Origin of the sequence: Streptomyces violaceorubidus (assembly GCF_000717995.1) — a bacterium.
Classification (GTDB): Bacteria; Actinomycetota; Actinomycetes; order Streptomycetales; family Streptomycetaceae; genus Streptomyces; species Streptomyces violaceorubidus.
On record NZ_JODM01000005.1, the window covers coordinates 175,846 to 194,679 of the forward strand.

The 18,834-nt window shown below is 72.1% G+C and carries 20 protein-coding genes; 7 read left to right on the forward strand and 13 right to left on the reverse strand.

The window, feature by feature from the left end; genetic code table 11:
- Positions 1-90 precede the first annotated feature (90 nt).
- From IE94_RS0109955 to IE94_RS0109965, 3 genes are all read right to left on the reverse strand, one after another.
- Positions 91-1,062, reverse strand: a complete 972-nt coding sequence (locus tag IE94_RS0109955) for a hypothetical protein (protein ID WP_030181234.1) — start codon at positions 1,060-1,062, stop codon at positions 91-93.
- A gap of 135 nt (positions 1,063-1,197) precedes the next feature.
- Positions 1,198-2,214, reverse strand: a complete 1,017-nt coding sequence (locus tag IE94_RS0109960) for a zinc-dependent alcohol dehydrogenase (RefSeq protein ID WP_030181237.1) — start codon at positions 2,212-2,214, stop codon at positions 1,198-1,200.
- Entirely contained in the window at positions 2,211-3,377 is a 1,167-nt protein-coding gene (locus tag IE94_RS0109965) for a mandelate racemase/muconate lactonizing enzyme family protein (RefSeq protein WP_030181240.1), read from the reverse strand. Before IE94_RS0109965 ends, IE94_RS0109960 begins: the two co-directional genes overlap by 4 nt.
- Before the next feature lie 214 nt (positions 3,378-3,591).
- On the opposite strand from IE94_RS0109965, the gene IE94_RS39055 reads away from it, so the two are divergent.
- Positions 3,592-4,311 (forward strand): SCO2400 family protein, encoded by a 720-nt coding sequence (locus tag IE94_RS39055; RefSeq protein WP_030181243.1) that lies wholly within the window; start codon positions 3,592-3,594, stop codon positions 4,309-4,311.
- Between the two features lie 313 nt (positions 4,312-4,624).
- Here the strand turns inward: IE94_RS39055 and IE94_RS41710 are convergent, their stop codons facing one another.
- Entirely contained in the window at positions 4,625-4,792 is a 168-nt protein-coding gene (locus IE94_RS41710) for a hypothetical protein (protein WP_342450751.1), read from the reverse strand.
- Between the two features lie 341 nt (positions 4,793-5,133).
- On the opposite strand from IE94_RS41710, the gene IE94_RS0109980 reads away from it, so the two are divergent.
- Together IE94_RS0109980 and IE94_RS0109985 are read left to right on the forward strand one after the other, a co-directional pair.
- Positions 5,134-5,676, forward strand: coding sequence for a GntR family transcriptional regulator (locus IE94_RS0109980; RefSeq protein ID WP_030181245.1), 543 nt, complete (start codon positions 5,134-5,136; stop codon positions 5,674-5,676).
- Complete coding sequence (locus IE94_RS0109985; protein ID WP_030181248.1) at positions 5,673-6,434, forward strand: GntR family transcriptional regulator; 762 nt, start codon at positions 5,673-5,675, stop codon at positions 6,432-6,434. The genes IE94_RS0109980 and IE94_RS0109985 overlap by 4 nt, the downstream gene beginning before the upstream one ends.
- Before the next feature lie 3 nt (positions 6,435-6,437).
- Here IE94_RS0109985 and IE94_RS0109990 read toward each other — a convergent pair whose 3' ends face one another.
- Complete coding sequence (locus tag IE94_RS0109990; RefSeq protein WP_030181251.1) at positions 6,438-6,893, reverse strand: MarR family winged helix-turn-helix transcriptional regulator; 456 nt, start codon at positions 6,891-6,893, stop codon at positions 6,438-6,440.
- A gap of 104 nt (positions 6,894-6,997) precedes the next feature.
- Here IE94_RS0109990 and IE94_RS0109995 point away from each other — a divergent pair, with 104 nt between their 5' ends.
- The 3 genes from IE94_RS0109995 (at position 6,998) to IE94_RS0110005 (ending at position 9,437) form a co-directional block, all read left to right on the forward strand.
- A complete protein-coding gene (locus IE94_RS0109995; protein WP_030181254.1) occupies positions 6,998-8,020 on the forward strand; it encodes an NADP-dependent oxidoreductase in 1,023 nt (340 codons plus the stop codon).
- Positions 8,021-8,113: 93 nt separating this feature from the next.
- A complete protein-coding gene (locus IE94_RS0110000) occupies positions 8,114-8,533 on the forward strand; it encodes an organic hydroperoxide resistance protein (RefSeq protein ID WP_030181255.1) in 420 nt (139 codons plus the stop codon).
- 91 nt (positions 8,534-8,624) lie between these two features.
- On the forward strand, positions 8,625-9,437 hold the full coding sequence (locus IE94_RS0110005) for an EI24 domain-containing protein (protein ID WP_030181257.1): 813 nt from the start codon (positions 8,625-8,627) through the stop codon (positions 9,435-9,437).
- On the opposite strand, the gene IE94_RS0110010 is transcribed toward IE94_RS0110005, so the two are convergent.
- The 3 genes from IE94_RS0110010 to IE94_RS0110020 form a co-directional block, all read right to left on the reverse strand.
- Positions 9,421-10,662 carry a pyroglutamyl-peptidase I gene (locus tag IE94_RS0110010; protein ID WP_037922228.1) on the reverse strand — a complete coding sequence of 414 codons (1,242 nt, stop codon included), beginning with the start codon at positions 10,660-10,662 and terminating at the stop codon, positions 9,421-9,423. The genes IE94_RS0110005 and IE94_RS0110010 overlap by 17 nt on opposite strands.
- 322 nt (positions 10,663-10,984) lie before the next feature.
- On the reverse strand, positions 10,985-11,959 hold the full coding sequence (locus IE94_RS0110015) for an aldose epimerase family protein (protein WP_030181261.1): 975 nt from the start codon (positions 11,957-11,959) through the stop codon (positions 10,985-10,987).
- A 38-nt stretch (positions 11,960-11,997) separates the two neighbouring features.
- Positions 11,998-12,915, reverse strand: coding sequence for an SGNH/GDSL hydrolase family protein (locus tag IE94_RS0110020; protein WP_030181265.1), 918 nt, complete (start codon positions 12,913-12,915; stop codon positions 11,998-12,000).
- A 258-nt stretch (positions 12,916-13,173) separates the two neighbouring features.
- Here IE94_RS0110020 and IE94_RS0110025 point away from each other — a divergent pair, with 258 nt between their 5' ends.
- Positions 13,174-13,668, forward strand: a complete 495-nt coding sequence (locus tag IE94_RS0110025) for a DUF3145 domain-containing protein (RefSeq protein ID WP_030181266.1) — start codon at positions 13,174-13,176, stop codon at positions 13,666-13,668.
- A gap of 88 nt (positions 13,669-13,756) precedes the next feature.
- On the opposite strand, the gene IE94_RS0110030 is transcribed toward IE94_RS0110025, so the two are convergent.
- The 5 genes from IE94_RS0110030 to fasR form a co-directional block, all read right to left on the reverse strand.
- Positions 13,757-15,046: a beta-ketoacyl-[acyl-carrier-protein] synthase family protein gene (locus IE94_RS0110030; protein ID WP_030181268.1), complete on the reverse strand. Its 1,290-nt coding sequence runs from the start codon at positions 15,044-15,046 to the stop codon at positions 13,757-13,759.
- 109 nt (positions 15,047-15,155) lie between these two features.
- Positions 15,156-15,404 (reverse strand): acyl carrier protein, encoded by a 249-nt coding sequence (locus IE94_RS0110035; protein WP_030181270.1) that lies wholly within the window; start codon positions 15,402-15,404, stop codon positions 15,156-15,158.
- 100 nt (positions 15,405-15,504) lie between these two features.
- Complete coding sequence (locus tag IE94_RS0110040) at positions 15,505-16,536, reverse strand: ketoacyl-ACP synthase III (RefSeq protein ID WP_030181271.1); 1,032 nt, start codon at positions 16,534-16,536, stop codon at positions 15,505-15,507.
- A gap of 16 nt (positions 16,537-16,552) precedes the next feature.
- Complete coding sequence (locus IE94_RS0110045; protein ID WP_030181274.1) at positions 16,553-17,479, reverse strand: ACP S-malonyltransferase; 927 nt, start codon at positions 17,477-17,479, stop codon at positions 16,553-16,555.
- An 89-nt stretch (positions 17,480-17,568) separates the two neighbouring features.
- Complete coding sequence (gene fasR, locus IE94_RS0110050) at positions 17,569-18,774, reverse strand: fatty acid biosynthesis transcriptional regulator FasR (RefSeq protein WP_030181276.1); 1,206 nt, start codon at positions 18,772-18,774, stop codon at positions 17,569-17,571.
- Positions 18,775-18,834 lie beyond the last annotated feature (60 nt).

An 18,834-nucleotide genomic window follows, 5' to 3' on the forward strand; every position in this document is an offset into this window, starting at 1 on the left:
TCATCCTTGATGTGAGGGCTGCGTCGGCGTGGCAGGTGTGTGGGATTGTGCGCGGTCGTGTCGTCTTTTGAGAAGGGAGTTTCCGGAACGTTATGACGAGATCTCGAACCGGTTGAGCGACCCCGGCAGCCGGGTGCCGAGCGGCGCCATGTCCCCGTCCGCCCCGTGCCGGGCGAGCAGGTCCAGGGCGAGCCGGCCGCGCCGCACCCGCTCCTTCGCGGTGGCCAGCGTCAGCTCCCGCAGGTGATGGCCGTACGGATAGATCCCGGGCGCCTTGGACAGACCGAACTTCAGATACAGCGGGGCACCGCGCCGGATCAGCTCGGCGACCTCGTACATGCGCACATAGCCGCCCAGGTCGTCGGGAGCCTCGATGTACATGTCCATCGGCGCGGCCGAAACCCGCCGTATTTCGGTCAGGTGGTCCAGCGTCAGGTCACTGGGCACGTTGATGGAGTCGGCGCCGAGCCGCTCGTACACCGCGTAGGACGCCGGGTTGACCGGTCCGACGAGGGCCGAGAGCTTGAGCGTGGTGTCGGCGGGCAGGAGGCCGGCGGCGCGGGCCCGGTGCAGCGTCCACAGCACGCCCTCGTCGGCGACGAGCAGGCACTTCACGCCGAGCTCGGCCGCGCGCACGGCGTCCTCGACGCACCCGGCGACCGCGTCGTGGCCGCGCGCCCTCAGCCCCGCGCCGCCCGAGTCGCTCCGGGTGGAGCCGCCGATGTCCCAGGTGCCGCGCGGGCCGGTGAACAGGCAGAGCTCGATGTCGCGTTCGGCGGTGGCCTCGACCATCTCGGTGATCTCGGCGTCGGTCAGCATCCACACGCCGCTGCCCTGGCTGATCCGGTGGATCGGCACGTCCAGCCGGGAGGACTCCTTGAGCACCACCGCCAGCGCCTCCGGCCCCTCGCAGGAGGGGACCTCGGTGCGCCAGCGGCCGCCGCCCGGGAAGGAGTGCGGCGAGGCGTCGGCGGGATCGGGGGCGGGCGCGGCCAGGCCGAGGGAGGTGAGGGCCTGCTCACCGGGTCGGCGTGCGGCGGCCCGGGCGGAAGCGTCGGTCACAAGCGTTCCTTAGTGTTCGATATGTCGGACGAAGTTCGCGGCCGTGGACATGGGTGGCGTGGGCGCGCGGCGTCCGGTCCGGTGGGTGTACGCCGGTGCGGGGGCCGTCAGGTCGCCCCCGTACCGGCGTACCGCTCAGGGGTGGGCGTCCGGGCGCAGCAGCACCTTGCCGACCTTCGGATCGCCGGACCCCACCAGCTCGATGGCCTGCGAGAAGTCGGCGAGCGGCAGTTCGTGCGTCACCAGTGGCCGCGGATCGAGCAGGCCGGCCGCGAAGACCCGCACCGTGTGCGCCCAGGCGTCCGGCGGCGCCCCGAAGACGGTGTGCACCTCCAGCTGCCGTACGACCAGGTCGGTCGGGTCGAGCCCGTCGGCGCCCGGCGCCGGGATGCCGGTCAGCACCAGCCGCCCGCCCCGGCGCAGCAGCGCGGCGGCCGTGCGGGCGGCGTCCGCGGACCCGGCGGTCTCGATCACGACGTCGAAGTCGTCCGGCAGCGACCGGTCCTTGGTGCGGAAGTCGGTCGCGCCGAACTGCCGCGACAGCGCCTCCCGGTCGCCGCGCGTACCGACGACCAGCAGCTCGGCCGGGGAGGCGGCGCGCAGGAACTGCACGGCGAACATGCCGAGCGTGCCCGTGCCGACCACGGCGACCCGCTCGCCCGGCCGGGCGTTCGCCTTCAGCGCGGCGGCGGCGATGCAGGCCGCGGGCTCCAGCAGGGCCGCGGCGGTGAGGTCGGCGTCCCCGGGCAGGACGTGCAGCAGCCGGGCGGGCAGCGTCAGCGTCGGCGCCATGGCGCCCGGCCGGGTGAACCCGGTCTCCTCGTACCCGGCCGTGCACAGCGTCGTCTCGCCCGCGTGGCAGCGGTCGCACACCTGGCAGTTGCGGAAGCCCTCGCCCACGACCTTCCGGCCGACGAGCGAGCCCGGCACCCCGGCGCCGACCCGCTCCACGGTCCCGGACCACTCGTGTCCCGGGGTGAGCGGGTAACGCACGTACCCCTCGGGCCGGTTGCCCTGGTAGACCTCCCGGTCGCTGCCGCAGATCCCGGCCGCGTGCACCCGCACCAGCGCCTCGCCGGGCCCAGGCTCGCGCGGCTCGTGCGGCGCCAGCCGGTGCACCCCCGGCGCCTCGACGACGACCGCGCCGCTCATGCCCCGGTCCCCTTGGGCTTGCGCTGCTCCCAGCCCTCGGCCCACAGGTCGAACCGCGCCTGCTGCTGGGGGAACTCGGCCGCCGCGTCGGTGTCCAGCTCGACCCCGAGACCGGGCGCGTCGGAGAGGTGGAAGCACCCGTCCTCCGGGTCCACCTGCGGGGCGCCCTTGACGACCTTCTTGATCTCCGCGTCCGCGAAGTCGTTGAAGTGCTCGAGGATCTTGAAGTTCGGGGAGGTGAACCCGACCTGGAGGCTCGCGGCGGTGAGCACGGAACCGCCCACGTTGTGCGGGGCGACCAGTGTGTAGTGCGTCTCGGCGGTCGCGGCCAGCTTCCGGGTCTCCCAGATGCCGCCGATGTGGCCGACGTCGGGCTGGATGACGTCCACCGACTGGTCCTCGAACAGCTCGCGGAACTCGATCCGGTCGTGGATGCGCTCACCGGTGGCGACCGGGATGTCGACCTTCTCGGCGACCTTCCGCAACGCCTTGAGGTTCTCCGGCGGGACCGGCTCCTCCAGCCAGGCCGGCTTGAACGGCGCGAGTTCGCGCGCGAGCCGGACGGCGGTGGAGGGCGAGAACCGGCCGTGCATCTCCAGCATCAGCTCGGCGTCCGGCCCGATGGCGTCCCGCACGGCCTCGATCAGCGACACCGCGTAGTTCGTCTGCTGCTGGTCCAGCTCGAAGTGCCCGGTGCCGAACGGGTCGATCTTCAGCGCCCGGTACCCGCGCTCCATGACCCCCTGCGCGGCCTTGTGGTACGCCTCCGGCGTCCGCTCGGTGGTGTACCACCCGTTGGCGTAGGCCTTGACCTTGTCGGTGACCTTCCCGCCCAGCAGCTGCCACACGGGGACGCCGAGGGCCTTGCCCTTGATGTCCCAGCAGGCCATCTCGACGACGGCGATGCCGGACATCACGATCTCGCCCGCGCGGCCGTAGTCGCCGTACTTCATGCGGCGGACCAGGTCCTCGACAGCGAACGGGTCGGAGCCGAGAATGTGGTTGGCCTCGGCCTCCTTCAGGTAACCGAGGAGCGCGTCGGTGTGGCCCAGCATCCGGGTCTCGCCGACTCCGGTGATGCCCTCGTCGGTGTGCACCTGGACGTAGGTCAGGTTGCGCCACGGCGTCCCGACCACGTGTGTGCTGATTCCGGTGATGCGCACGGCGGCTGCCCTTCGCTCTGTTCGATATTTCGTCACACGTTCGAAATGCTGGCGTGACAGTAAGGACGGGGTGCCAGGAGTGTCAATGGGTCGGACACATAACGGTTTCGGCAGTTTCCCGGGCGGGCAAGAGGAGCCCTCGCGCGCTTCCCCACACAACTTTCACAGTGGCCTCTAGGAACGCGCCCTTCCCGGAACTTAACCTTCCCGCGTCATGGACTACTGCCACCCGTGCCGACGGCACCTCAACGGCGCCCTCGCCTGCCCGGGCTGCGGCACGCCCTGCAACGAACTCCCCGCGACGGACGAGCGTCTGACGGCGGGTGAGGAAGCCCGGACCCGGCCGGCGGACGGGGCGGCGGCGGTCGACGAGACCCCCGACGAGGACGCGGACGACGCCGCTCCCGGCGCCCGCTCCAGCCGCCGCGACCGCAAGGCCGCCGCCCACCGCAGGCGCCGCCGCCGGACCCTGCTCGTCACCGCGGGCTTCGTCCTGGCGGCCGGGGGGCTGAGCCTCGCCGAACTCGGCATGGACGCCCCGCACTCCCCGGAGCAGCCGGCCGCGGCGGCCGGCGAGACGACGGACGGCGAGGCGACCCGCGAGGTGGGGGAGGCGTCGGCGTCCCCGGCCGACCGCGCCTCGGGCAGGACCGCACCCTCGGGCACACCGTCCCCCGACGCCTCGGCGTCGACAACGGCGTCGGCGTCCCCTTCGTCCTCACCGGGGGCGACGGAGTCCAGGACGGCGACCGACTCCGCCCCACCGTCGGCCTCCCGCCCCCAGCCCTCGGACCCGGCCGACCCCGCAGACCCGGAACCCTCGTCCCCCGAGACCAGCGACGACCCACCCCCGACGACGACCCCCACCCCGCCGGAATCCCCGGCCCCGACCCCGACGGAAACCTGCGACCGCTTCCTGTGGTGGTGCACGTAGGAGTCGCGCGTCTCGGTCTTCGCCGCAGTCCAAGCTGCCGGAGCCGGGCATCGGGGCCATGTGCGGGGAGCCGACAAGGCTGCTCTTCCCGGTGCAGCGCCACTCGCTGGGCGCCGAGACGACGGACCCGCCGCGACGCGGACGTCCGTCCGGCAGCCGTTCCGTTTCCGAGAGGTCGAGGAACCGGAGATCCTTCGTGGCCGTGACCGGCTTCTTCACCACGCGGTCGTGCTCGTCGACCGTCATAGCCAGGTTCGGTCGTCGGCGCGTTCGTTCGGGGACACGCTCTTGAAAGCCGCCCAGACGCTTTTCCCTACGACTTCTGTGCGACCCCCATGTCGTCGGCGATCTCCCGGACCAGGTGCAAACCGCGTCCGGAACAAGCCTCCGGGCAGGCCTCCCGGACGTCGACGTCGAGTTGCCGGTCGCCGCTGTCCCGCACCGAAAGGCGGATCACCGAGCCGTCGAGCGTGAGACTCACGCGTACTCCCGGCCGGGCGGCGCTCCGTGGAGGAGCGCGTTGGTGGCCAACTCCGAGACGCAGAGCGTTATGTCGTCCAGTCGATCGGTGCGACCCCAGCCCGTCAGAACCTGACGGACGAAGGCGCGGGCGTCGCGCACCGAGACGCGCGAGCGTGGGAAACGGCGGTGTCGCGACAAGGACACGAGGGGCCACCTCACGGAGTTGGGGCGTCCGACCAGTGACAACCTTATCGCTTTTCGCGAAATGCAGAGAGGTGGCAGGATGGTGAGGGACACGCGGACGAAGTCGCCTAACGTTGGCCCCCGATGGGCGTACGTGTCGGCCGCGAGGAGGGCTTCATGAGTGCGAGCAACTGGGTCAGCACGTCCCTTCCGTATCTGGCGCCACAGAAGAAGGGCAACGGCGACGCATGGGGCGCGGAGGCGGAGGCGCAGGGCCGCCGGGGAACCCAGCGCATCCTCCATGCCGGCGAGGTGCCCGCGCCCGCCGAGGTGGCGAAACTGCTCGGCATCGCTGACGGAAGACCGGTCGTCGTGCGTCGGCGCCTGATCCTCCTCGACGAGTTGCCGAACGAGCTGACCGACACGTACTACCCGCTGGCCGTCGCCCAAGGCACCGCCCTGGCGCGCGCCGCCAAGATCCGCGGTGGTGCCGTCACCTTGCTCGCCGAACTCGGTCACATCGGCGTCCTGGTGCGCGAGGACGTGACGGCCACGATGCCGGACCAGGAAGAGCGCCGAACCCTGGAGACCGCCCCCGAGGAGCCGGTGCTGCGGCTCACTCGCGTGACGCTCGACCGGGAGAACCGCCCGATCCAGGTGGATCGTATGGTGATGCCTGCCCTGCGGCAGAGGCTGCGCTACGAGATCGAGATCGGATGACCGTGCCCCAGGCGGAAACGGAAGGCGTCGACCGTCGCTCCCTCCATGAGCGCATCGCCGCCGACCTGCGTGACGACATCATGGGTGGCGAACTGGCACCCGGCGCCAGCCTCCCCTCCACGGCGCGGCTCAAGGAGCGGTTCGACGCATCGAACGCCACGGTGCAGAAGGCGTTGCACCTCCTCAAAGAGGAGGGCCTCGTGGTGGGCAGGGCGGGAGCCTCCGTCACCGTCCGCGAGCACCGGCAGCGCACGGTCTCACCGGCCGCGCTCACGACAGTGGACCGCTGGCTCACGGAGGCCGCCAAGCACGGCACCCGCGCCCGCAGCGTCCTCCGTGAGGTCGCGGAGGCCCAACCGCCTGCCGACGTCCGTGCCGCCTTCGGCCTCCCGGTGGATGGCACGGCACTGCTGCGCAGTCAGATTCTCCTGATCGACGGCGAACCCGCAGAACTTGTCGACTGCTACTACCCGCTGGGCATCGCCCGGGACACGGCACTCATGGAGCGACGCCGGATCAGAGGCGGCGCGCCCGCGCTGCTGGCGGAACTGGGTCACCCCGCGCGCCGTAGCGTGGACCGGGTCTCCGCGCGGATTCCGACCCAGGAGCAGTGCCAGGCCCTGCGTCTCACCAGCGGCACGCCCGTCCTGCGTACCCTTCGAGTCGTCCATGGCGACGGAGACAGCCCGGTCGAGGTGACCGTCATGGTGAAGGCGGGGCACCTCTACGAGTTGCGGTACGAGTTCGACATGCGGTGACGGTCAGCTCTCCGGCGAGCCCTCGCCGACCATCAGACGCAACGCGTCCCGCAGCGCCACCCGCTCCGCCTCCGACAACCCCGCCAGCGGCTCCCGGGCGAAGCGCAGGGACTCCCGCAGCCCCCGGGCCACCCGGCGCCCCTCCTCCGTGGCCGCCGCGACCTTCACCCGGCGGTCGCCAGGGTCGGGGCGGCGTTCGACCAGGCCCCGGGCCTCCAGCCGGTCCACGATCCCCGTGACGTTCGAGGGCTCGCACTTCAGCTTCTGGGCCAGCTTGCGCATCGGCAGCGGCTCCAGCGACAGCAGGCTCAGCAGCTTGGCCTGCGCCCCGGTCAGGGCGCGCTCCGCCGCCGCCTCCTCGTAGTCCGCGTGGAAGCGGGCCACGACCTCGCCGATCAGTTCGACGACTTCGAGGGTGAGAGCGTCGGGTCGGCGCGTGGTGTCGCGTGGTGTGGCCATGGAATCCAGGGTACCCATTTGTTTGACAAGCTGAAATGTTCAGTCGCATGGTTGTTTCAGAGCCTGAAACATTCTCGGCAAGCACATCCCTGGAAAGGTGCCCCATGGCCGACTCCCCCGCCCTCCCCTCCGCCAACCGCGAATGGCACCTGGTCACCCGCCCGGTCGGCTGGCCGAAGCCCGAGGACTTCGCGCTGGTCGAGGCGGAGGTGCCCACCCCGGGCGACGGGCAGGTGCTGGTGCGCAACCTGTACGTCTCCGTCGACCCCTACATGCGCGGGCGCATGAGCGCCGCCAAGTCCTACGCCGCCCCCTACGAGCTGGGCAAGCCCATGCTGGGCGGCGCGGTCGGCGAGGTCGTCGCCTCCCACGCCGAGGGCATCGCCGTCGGCGACCACGTGCTGCACTTCTTCGGCTGGCGCGAGTACGCCGCCGTGGACGCGAAGAACGCCGTCAAGGTGGACCCGGACGCGGCGCCCCTGTCGACATACCTGGGCGTGCTCGGCATGACGGGGCTCACCGCCTACGCCGGGCTGCTGCGCACCGCCTCCTTCAAGGAGGGCGACTCCGTCTTCGTCTCGGGCGCCGCGGGTGCCGTCGGCAGCCAGGTGGGGCAGATCGCGAAGCTCAAGGGCGCCTCCCGGGTGATCGGCTCGGCCGGCTCCGACGAGAAGGTCAAGCTGCTTCTCGACGAGTACGGCTTCGACGCCGCCTTCAACTACAAGAACGGCCCGGTGAGCGAGCAGCTGCGCGCCGCCGCCCCGGACGGCGTCGACGTCTACTTCGACAACGTGGGCGGCGACCACCTGGAGGCCGCCATCGGCTCCCTCAACCTGAACGGCCGCATCGCCATCTGCGGCGCGATCTCCGTCTACAACAACACCGAGCCCGCGCCCGGCCCGAAGAACCTCGCCCGCCTCATCCAGACCCGCGGCCGCATCGAGGGCTTCCTGGTCGGCGACCACTACGACCTCCAGCCGAAGTTCGTCGAGGAGGTCGGCCCCTGGGTCCGCACCGGTGAGCTGAAGTACCGCGAGACGGTCGTCGAGGGCATCGAGAACAACCTGGAGGCGTTCCTCGGGGTCCTGCGCGGCGACAACACCGGGAAGATGATCGTCAAGCTCTGACTTCCCGAAGATTCCGGCATGCGGTAGCGTCTTTCCGAAATCCGTCGTGATCGTGGGCGCGAGTCACGGCGGACCGAGGAGGAAGACACCCGCATGCCCATCCAGCAGTCCGAAGTCCTCTACACCGCCGTCGCCACCGCCGAGAACGGCCGCGACGGCCGGGTGGCCACCGACGACGGCAGGCTCGACCTCGTCGTGAACCCGCCCAAGGAGATGGGCGGCAACGGCGCCGGCACCAACCCGGAGCAGCTGTTCGCCGCCGGGTACAGCGCCTGCTTCCAGGGCGCGCTCGCCGTCGTCGCCCGCCAGGAGGGTGCCGACGTCTCCGGCTCCACCGTCACCGCGAAGGTCGGCATCGGCAAGAACGACGACGGCTTCGGCATCATCGTCGAGATCTCCGCCGAGATCCCGTCGGTCGACGCCGCCACCGCGCGGTCGCTGGTCGAGAAGGCCCACCAGGTCTGCCCCTACTCGAAGGCGACCCGCGGCAACATCACCGTGACGCTCGTCTGACGGGACGGGACGGGACCGGGACGGTGGCCCGGACCGGGACGGTGGCCCGGACCGGAAACGGTCCGGCGCGCCGACCGGTAGAGTGCCGCCCATGCGTGATCTTGGGGCGGGGTTCGGCCATCTTCTGAAGGGCCAGCGCTGGGTGGCCCGGCACGGCCGGAGCTACGGCTTCGGGCTCGTCCCGGGCCTGATCACCCTGGTCCTGTACGTGGCCGTGCTGGTCGCGCTCGCGCTGTGGGGCGAGGACTTCGTCGGCTGGGCGACCCCCTTCGCCGACGACTGGTCGAGCCCCTGGCTCGGACTCTTCCGCGGCTTCCTCACCGCCGTGCTGTTCGCCCTCGCCCTGCTCCTGGCCGTGCTCACCTTCACCGCGGTCACCCTGCTGGTCGGCCAGCCCTTCTACGAGGCCCTCTCCGAGCGGGTCGACCGGGACGTCTCCCCGGACGGCACCGCCCCCGAGTCCGACCTGCCGCTCTGGCGCGAGCTGTGGGTCTCCGGCCGCGACAGCCTGCGGATCCTGGTCCGCGCCGCCGTCTGGGGCGTGCTGCTCTTCGCGCTCGGCTTCATCCCGGTCGTCGGCCAGACCGTGGTCCCGGTGATCGGCTTCTTCGTCACCGGCTTCTTCCTCACCGAGGAACTGGCCGCCGTCGCCCTCCAGCGCCGCGGCGTCGAACTGCGGGAACGGCTCGCCCTGCTGCGCTCCCGCAGGATGCTGGTCTGGGGCTTCGGCACCCCGCTGGGCGTGTCCTTCCTGGTGCCGTTCGTCGCCGTCTTCCTGATGCCGGGCGCGGTCGCCGGCGCCACGCTCCTCGCCCGGGAACTCCTGGGCGAGGAGATCCGTGAAGGCGCCGAGAGCCAGTCCGATGACGGCCCCACCGACCCGGCGGTCAGTCCCGGTCACTGACCGCGGCACTGACCGCCACGGCCACGATCGCCCGAGTCTGCGCCACGATGTCCAGCCGGTTGCGCACGAACTCAGGGTCGGTCACCGACCCCGTCGCCGGATCGGTGTTCCCGGCCTCGAACTGAAGCACCGGCGTGTGCACGTGCCCGCCCGGCAGCGTGCCGTGCAGCCCGAGCCGGTCCCGCAGCAGCGTCGCGCGGTAGGCGATCTCGTTCGAGAGGTAGTTCCCGCCGCCGCCCTCCCGGGCCGTCGACCCCGGCGTGGGCCCGTCCGGACGCACGACCGGCTCGTCGCCGCCCGCCGGGATCTCCGTCACGCTCGTGTTGTCGTACACGGGGAAGCGGCCGGTGTCCGCGGCCGTGATCGCCGCGTACGGCAGCGTGGTCGTCGTCCACTGCGGCTGCGAGGCCGGGTCGGCCACCGGGACCGTCTCCGTGCGCGAGACGTTGTCGTTGTCCGGGAAGCCGCCCCGCCAGGCCCCGTTGGTCCGCTCCACGTCGAACCGCCCGACCCGGCCCTGGCTCACGGTGGTGAACAGGTCGGCCCGCGGCAGATACGGCCGCAGCGCCCGCTCCACCGCGCCCGCGGCGAAGTCCCGCCAGCGCACCGGGAACACGGCCGTCTCCACCCGGGCGGGACCGTCCGGGGTGTCGATCACCGTGCCGTCCAGGGCGAGCGCGACGGCGCCGGACGGGTTGGATATCCGGATGTCACGGTCCAGCGTGAACGGGTCGAAGCCGGTGAGCAGCACCCGCTTCACCCCCTTGCCGTGCCCGGCGCCCGGCAGGCGGAGGTCGCGCTGACCGCGCGAGGTGCGCTCCAGTTCCGTCAGCAGCGCGGACCGCTGCCGCTCGCTCAGCCCGAACCCGGGCTCCCAGGTGCGCAGTTCCCGCGTCATCCCGAGCCGCGCCCAGTACAGCGGACGGTCGTCGTCGCGGCTGAGGTCCCCGCCGGCGGGCCCGCGCCCCTGCACCCGGTCCACCGCCCGCCGCCACAGCGCGGCGCCCTCGCGCGCCACGACGGCCCGCGCCTCGGGGTAGGAGTCCGCGCGTCCGAGCCCCCGGGCGAACGCCTCAGCCACCCCGGCGAAGCCGGAGCGCCGCAGGATCTCCCGGGGCACCTGACCGTCGAGCCGCTGCTCCTCGACGGTCGGTGCGGGGGCGGTGCCCACCGGGAGCGCCGCCCCCGCCGCCGTCGCCGTCGTGGGGGCCGCCAGTGACGCCATCAGGGCCAGTCCGAGTACGCCGGTCCGAACACGTAGGGGTCTCAAGGGAGTCCAGGTCCTTCCGTCGCCGTGGGGTGCTGCCGGAACGGCGGAAGTATCGCGTGACGGAAGGGGTATGCGCCATGGCGCGTGGCCGACCGACTCGTGGCTGTTTGTGAAGGGTTCGTACGAACTCCTGATCGGACGCCTGATCGCGGACCGCCGGATCACCCTGACGGTTACCGTCGGACCCGGGACGACCGCGAGCGCGCCGTCCCCGCGAACAGCCCCGGTCCGGGACCTGACGGCCGGGCCGGGGCTCGGTCCCGGGCCCCGGGGCGACCTACCGGCGCACCGAGAAGCCGTACACCGTCTCCGAGCGGAACACCTCGCCCGGCCGCAGCACCGTGCTCGGGAAGCCGGGCCGGTTCGGGGAGTCGGGGAAGTGCTGCGTCTCCAGCGCGACCCCGTCCCCGGGGGCGAAGGGCTCGCCCAGGTGGTCGGCGGTGTACAGCTGGAGCCCCGGCTCGGTCGTCGCCACCGTGAGCACCCGTCCCGACGCCGGGTCGTACAGCTCGGCGACCTCCTCGGCGGTGGCGGTCACGCCCTTGTCGAGGACGAAGTTGTGGTCGTAGCCCGAGCCGATCTTGCGCGCCCGCCGGAAGTCGAAGCGCGTGTCCGTCACGTCCTGAAGGGCGCCGGTCGGGATCAGCCCGGCGTCGACCGGCGTGATCCGGGAGGCGGCCAGCCGCAGTTCGTGCCCGCCCGCGTGCCCGCGGCCGCCCAGGTTGAAGTAGCTGTGGTTCGTCGGGTTCAGCACCGTCGGCGCGTCCGTGACCGCCTCGTAGGCGATCCGCAGCGCGCCCGACTCCTCCAGCGTGTACGTCACCGACATCTCCAGCCGCCCCGGGAAGCCCTCCTCGCCGTGCGGGGAGACCCGGCTCAGCCGGACGCCCCCCGCGACCGCCGCCCCGTCCCACACGCGTCGGTCGAAGCCGCGCTCGCCGCCGTGCAGCGTGTTCGGCCCCTCGTTGGGCGCCAGCGCGTACGTCCGCCCCTCCAGCGGGAAACGCCCGCCCGCGATCCGGTTGGCGTACCGCCCGACCAGCGCGCCGAAGTAGGGCTCCGGGTGCGTCACATAGCCGTCCAGGTCCGCGAACCCCAGCACCACGTCGGCGGTGTTGCCGTCCCGGTCCGGGACCTCGGCCGACTGCACGATCCCGCCGTACGACAGGACCCGTACCCGTACGCCGGCCCGCTCCAGGGTCCAGCGGTGCACCGGGGTGCCGTCGGAAAGTGTGCCGAAGAGTTCGCTCATGTGCGGAACTCTAGGACACGCCCAGGTCAGCGGCCGGGTCAGGGACTCTTCGCGGTGACCGCCCGGTAGGCGATCTCCGCCAGCCGCGCCTGCCCGTCCACACTCGGGTGGAACCAGTCCCAGTGGCTCAACTGGTCCGTGCCGAACCGGAACGCGTGCACCGCGCCGTCGTCGGTGCGGCACCGCCGGTCCTTCGCGCAGACCTCCCGCAGCACCTCGTTGTAGTCCGCCACGCGGTCCCGCACCGTGTTGCGCCGCAGGGTCGCCGCCGAGTCCAGGGAGTCCGCGTCGCCCAGCATCGACGGACAGATGCCGAGCTTCCACACCTGCTTGCCCAGTGGGTTGGTGCGCCCCTGGGACCACAGCCGCTTGAGGTCCGGGATGCTCGACACGTACACCTGCGCCTTGGGAAGCTTCGCGCGCAGGGTGGCCATCGCCTCCTCGAACTGGGCCCGGAAGTCCGCCACCGGCGTCATCGCCGAGGTCGTGGACCGGCACGCGTCGTTCGCCCCGGCCATCACCGCCACCAGCTCCGGCTCACGCTTCGCCGCCCGCTTCACCTGGGCGGTCAGATCCGCCATCCGGGCCCCGGTCACCGCGTAGTTCCAGCTGTGCTCGGCCGCGTCCGCCCTGCCCAGCAGCCGTACGGCGAGCGAGTCGACCTCGGTGCTGCCGCCGGTCGCCCACGACACCTCCGGGCAGTCCGACAGCACCGCGCAGGCGTCGAAACCGCGCGTGACGGAATCGCCCACGGCGGCCACCGACTCGGGGCTCGTGTCCCAGACCGGAGCCGTCCTCGCCCGCTTCGACGCGCTGTCGGAGGGGGCGGGGGAGTCGCCGCCCGCCGCGTCGCAGCCCGCCACGCCCGCGCCCAGGACGGCGGTGGTCAGGACGGCGAGCGCGGCACGCGCCCGGCGGCGCCCGTGCCGCGTCCCCCGGTCCGTCCCTCGGCCCATGCCGGTCCCACCCCTCGTCTCGTGCCTCCACCGTGCTCAACCCATGACACCGCGCCAGGGTTCCCCGGGGCGGCGATGCGACGGCTCACACCCGTACAAGCGTCCTGCCGGGTGAACGGCGGAGGTTTGTCGGCGGCGGGACCGACCGTACGTCACACTCCTCGCCCCTGCGCACGGTAGCCTCGCCATGGACGTGGCCCGCCCGGTCACGGCCGTTCCACCCCGTTCCGAGATGTCCCGCTCAGCCCGGAGGTTCCGGTGACGACACGTGGAGTCCTGTACGTGCACTCCGCGCCGCGCGCGCTCTGCCCGCACGTCGAGTGGGCCATCGCCGGGGTGCTCGGCACCCGCGTCGGCCTGGACTGGATCCGGCAGCCCGCCGCGCCCGGCACCTGGCGCTCGGAGTTCTCCTGGCAGGGCCAGGCCGGCATCGCCTCCAAGCTCGCCTCCGCACTGCGCGGCTGGCAGCTGCTGCGCTTCGAGGTCACCGCGGAACCCTCCGCGAACGCCGAGGGCGAGCGCTACAGCTGCACTCCGGACCTCGGCATCTTCCACGCCGTCACCGGCATCCACGGCGACATCATGATCCCGGAGGACCGGCTGCGCGCCGCCCTGGTCCGCTCCCAGCGCGGCGAGACGGACCTGGAGTCGGACCTCGCCAAGCTCCTCGGCAAGCCCTGGGACGACGAGCTGGAGCCCTTCCGCCACGCGGGCGAGGGCGCCCCGGTGCGCTGGCTGCACCAGGTGGTGTGACGCGCCCCGCCCGTCCCGCCGTCCCGCGTACGTGCGTGAAGGGCCCCCACCGGTCGGTGGGGGCCCTTCACGCACGTACGGCGGTCGCTCAGACCGAGCGGAACGCGAGCACCACGTTGTGGCCGCCGAAGCCGAACGAGTCGTTCAGCGCGGCGATACGGCCCTCGACCGGGAGCTTGCGGGCCTCGCCGCGGACGATGTCCGCGTTGGCCTCGGCCTCCGGGTCGAGGTTCTCGACGTTGATGGTCGGCGGTGCCACCCGGTGGTACAGCGCGAGCACGGTCGCCACGGACTCCACGCCGCCCGCGCCACCGAGGAGGTGGCCGGTCATCGACTTGGTGGCGGAGACCGCCATGTGGTCGACGTCGTCGCCGAGGACCTTGCGCAGCGCCTTCAGCTCGGCGATGTCACCGGCCGGCGTCGAGGTGGCGTGCGCGTTGACGTGCACGATCTCGGCCGGGTCCAGGTCGTTGCGGTCCAGCAGGTTCTGCAGGGCGGCGGAGATGCCGCGGCCCTCCGGCTCCGGCTGCACGATGTCGTGGCTGTCGGCGGAGATGCCCTGGCCGACCGCCTCCGCGTAGACGCGGGCGCCGCGGGCGGCGGCGTGCTCGGCGGACTCCAGGACCAGGACGCCGGCGCCCTCGCCGAGGACGAAGCCGTCGCGCGCCGTGTCGAAGGGGCGCGAGGCACCCTGCGGGTCGTCGTTGTTCTTGGACATCGCCATCATGTTGCCGAACGCGGCGATGGGCAGCGGGTGGATCGCCGCCTCCGTGCCACCCGCGACGACGACGTCGGCGCGGCCGGTGCGGATCATCTCGATGGCGTAGCCGATGGCCTCGGCGCCCGAGGCGCAGGCCGAGACCGGCGTGTGCACGCCCGCGCGGGCGCCCACGGCCAGGCCCACGTTGGCCGAGGGGCCGTTCGGCATCAGCATCGGGACGGTGTGCGGGGAGACGCGGCGGACGCCCTTCTCCTTCAGCACGTCGTACTGGTCGAGCAGGGTGGTCACGCCGCCGATGCCGGAGGCGATGACCGCGCCGAGCCGGTCGGGGTCGACGTGGGCCGCGCCGTCCTCGGCGGGGCTCTCGCCGGCCTTGCCGACGTAACCGGCGTCCTTCCATGCCTCCCGCGCCGCGATCAGCGCGAACTGCGCCGAGCGGTCCAGGCGGCGGGCCTGCGGCCGCGGGATGACCTCGGAGGGGTCGACGGCGGCCGGCGCGGCGATGCGGACCGCCTGGTCGGCGGCCCAGTCCTGCTCCAGGGGCTTGGCTCCGGACTTGCCGGCGACCAGGCCCTCCCAGGTCGAGGCTGCGTCGCCACCCAGCGGTGTGGTTGCGCCGATACCGGTGACGACCACGGTGCGATTGGTCGAGCTCACGGGAATTCTTTCTCCAACGGGATACGGATTCGTACGGCGCCACCGCCGGGTGGCGGGGCAGTCTGCCCTGATCTGCCCGATACCCGGGTTGTGCCCGAGTATCGGTGGATCAGGCCTGGTGGTCGAGGATGTACTTCGTCGCGTCGCCGACGGTCTTGAGGTTCTTGACGTCCTCGTCCGGGATCTTGACGTCGAAGCGCTCTTCGGCGGCGACGACGACCTCGACCATGGACAGGGAGTCGACGTCCAGGTCGTCGGTGAAGGACTTGTCCAACTTGACGTCCTCAACCGGGATGCCGGCGATCTCGTTCACGATCTCCGCGAGACCTTCGACGATCTCGTCCTGAGTGGCGGCCATGATGGCGCTCCTTCGTTGTTGTCCGGGGTGTGGCGGCCCGCCGCGTCGCGGCGGGTGTTGCTGCTCTCCGCTCCGGACCGAATGATCCGGCACGGAGTGCCTAGGGGAGGGTAACGACCGTCGCGGCGTACACGAGACCCGCCCCGAAGCCGATGACGAGCGCGGTGTCGCCGCTCTTCGCGTCGCCGGTCGCCAGGAGCCGCTCCATCGCGAGCGGAATCGAGGCGGCCGAGGTGTTGCCGGTGGTGCGGATGTCACGGGCGACCGTGACGTGCTCCGGCAGTTTCAGCGTCTTCACCATCGAGTCGATGATCCGCACGTTGGCCTGGTGCGGGATGAAGACGTCCAGGTCGTCCGGGCTGATCCCGGCCGCGTCCAGCGCCTGCTGGGCGACCTTCGCCATCTCGAAGACGGCCCAGCGGAACACCGCCTGGCCCTCCTGCGTGATCGCGGGGAACTTGACCTTGCCCTCGGAGTCGACGGGGAGGTCGGAGACGTCGCCGCTCCTGAAGCGGTCCCAGGAGACCGTCTGCTTGATCGTTTCGGCCTTGTCGCCCTCCGAGCCCCAGACCGTCGGGCCGATCGCCGGCTCCTGGGACGGGCCGACCACGACCGCGCCGGCGCCGTCGCCGAACAGGAAGGCCGTGGCCCGGTCCTCCAGGTCGGTCAGGTCGGAGAGCCGCTCCACGCCGATGACCAGCACGTACTCGGCCGAACCCTCGACGATCATGCCCTTGGCCAGGGTCAGGCCGTAGCCGAAGCCCGCGCAGCCCGCCGAGATGTCGAAGGCCGCCGCCTTGTCCGTCCCCAGCTTGTCGGCGATCTCGGTGGCGATGGCCGGGGTCTGGCTGAAGTGCGACACGGTCGAGACGACCACGGCGCCGATCCGCGAGGCGTCGATCCCGGCGTCCGCGAGCGCCTTGCCGGACGCCTCCACGGACATCGCGGCGACCGTCTCCTCGGGGCCGGCCCAGTGCCGGGTCTCGATGCCGGAGCGCGAGCGGATCCACTCGTCGGACGAGTCGATCTTCTCGAGGATCACCTCGTTCGGCACCACCCGGGTCGGACGGTATCCGCCGACGCCGAGGATGCGCGCGTACGGGGCGCCCTTGCTGGGCTTGATCTTCGACATGCTCTCGCGCTCCTTGTCAGGCCTGGGTGTGCTCGGCGACGAGCTCGCGGGCCGCGTCGAGGTTGTCGGGGGTCTTCAGGGCCAGCGTCTGCACGCCGGGCAGCGCCCGCTTGGCCAGACCGGTCAGCGTGCCGCCCGGACACACCTCGATGATCGCGGTGACGCCCAGCTCCTTGAACGTCTCCATGCACAGGTCCCAGCGCACCGGGTTGGCGACCTGGCCGACGAGCCGGTCCAGCACCTCGGTGCCGGCGGCGACGGTCCGCCCGTCCTTGTTGGAGACGTACGTCACCTTCGGGTCGGCCGGGGTCAGCTTCCTCGCGGCCTCGGCGAGCTTGTCGACCGCGGGAGCCATGTGGCGGGTGTGGAAGGCGCCGGCCACCTTCAGCGGGACGACCTTGCGGACGCCCTCGGGCTTGTCCTCGCTCAGTGCGGCCAGTTGCTCCATGGTGCCGGCCGCCACGATCTGACCGGCGCCGTTCACGTTCGCCGGGGTCAGGCCGAGCTTCTCCAGGTGCGCGGTGCTCACCTCGGGGTCGCCGCCGAGCAGCGCCGCCATGCCGGTCTCGGTCACCGCGGCGGCCTCGGCCATGGCCAGGCCGCGGCGGCGTACGAGGGTCAGCGCGGCGGTGTCGTCGAGGACGCCCGCGAAGACGGCGGCGGTGATCTCGCCGACGCTGTGGCCCGCGACCGCGCCGGGCGCGAGGTCGGCCATGTCACCGAGTGCCGCGGCGGACAGGAGGCCGGCCGCGACCAGCAGCGGCTGGGCCACGGACGTGTCTCGGATCTCGTCCGCGTCGGCCTTGGTGCCGAAGTGGGCGAGATCGAGTCCGATGGCGTCGGACCACGCGGCGACGCGGTCCGCGGCGCCGGGAAGGGCGAGCCAGTCAGTCAGGAAGCCGGGCGTCTGGGCGCCCTGGCCGGGAGCGACGAGTACGAGCACTCTCACACTCTCTCTTGAGGACGGCCACGACCGCCCGTGGGGACAGGGACGAAGAACAGGAGCCGGTTTTGTGGACCCTGCACAAAAGCTTAGAGTTGCGGATCTCCGTCGGCCAGACGCCCCAGGATGAGCGCGATCCGCAGTGTGAACGCAGACCGTACATCAGAGGGTGACCATCCGGTGACGTCAGTCACACGTCGGAGCCGGTAGCGCACGGTGTTCGGGTGAACGAAGAGCATCCGGGCGGCGCCCTCCAGACTGCTCGCCTGTTCGAGATAGACGCTGAGGGTCTCCAGCAGCGCGGCCCCCGCCTCCTCCAGCGGTCTGTAGATCTCCTCCACCAGTTGCTCACGGGCCGAGGGGTCGGAGGCGATCGCGCGCTCCGGCAGCAGGTCGTCGGCGAGCACCGGGCGCGGAGCGTCCTGCCAGGCGGTGCACGCCTTGAGCCCGGCCGCGGCGGCCTGCGCCGACCGGGTCGCGGCCAGCAGGTCCGGCACCACGGGCCCGGCGACGACCGGGCCCTGCGCGAACGGCCCGATCAGCGACTTCGCCACCGCCAGCGGGTCGTTGCGGCCCCCGGCGATCACCACCAGGCGGTCCCCGAGCACCCCGGTCAGCACCTGGAGCTTGGCGTGCCGGGCGGCGCGCCGGATGGCCTCCACGGTCAGCTCGGAGTCCCCGTCCGGCGCGGTGCCCAGCACGACGCACACATGGTCGGGCGAGTTCCAGCCCAGCGCGGCGGCCCGCGACACGGCGCCCTCGTCGGCCTCGCCGCTGAGCACGGCGTTCACCACCAGCGACTCCAGCCGCGCGTCCCAGGCACCGCGTGCCTCGGCGGCCTGGGCGTACACCTGGGCGGTCGCGAAGGCGATCTCCCGGGCGTACACGAGCAGCGCCTCGCGCAGCACCGACTCGTCACCGGGGGCGGCGACCTCGTCGATCGCGGACTCCATCACCTCGATGGTGGTCCGCACCATCTCCACGGTCTGCCGCAGCGTGATCGCCCGGGTCAGCTCGCGCGGCGCGGTGCCGAAGACGTCGGTGGAGATGGCCTGCGGCGCGTCCGGCTTGCGGAACCACTCGGTGAACGCGGCGATGCCCGCCTGGGCGACCAGCCCGATCCAGGAACGGTTCTCCGGTGGCATCGCCCGGTACCACGGCAGCGTCTCGTCCATGCGCGCGATGGCCTGCGCGGCGAGTGATCCGGAGGACTGCTCCAGCCGCTTCAGCGTCGCGGTGTGCGAGTGGGCGGGCGGGGCGGGGGCGTCGGGCTTGCCGGTTTCGGGTTCGGGCACGGGGACAAGACTGCCTTATCGGGCCGGGCGGGTGTGCCGCCGGGTCTACGGTGAACGACG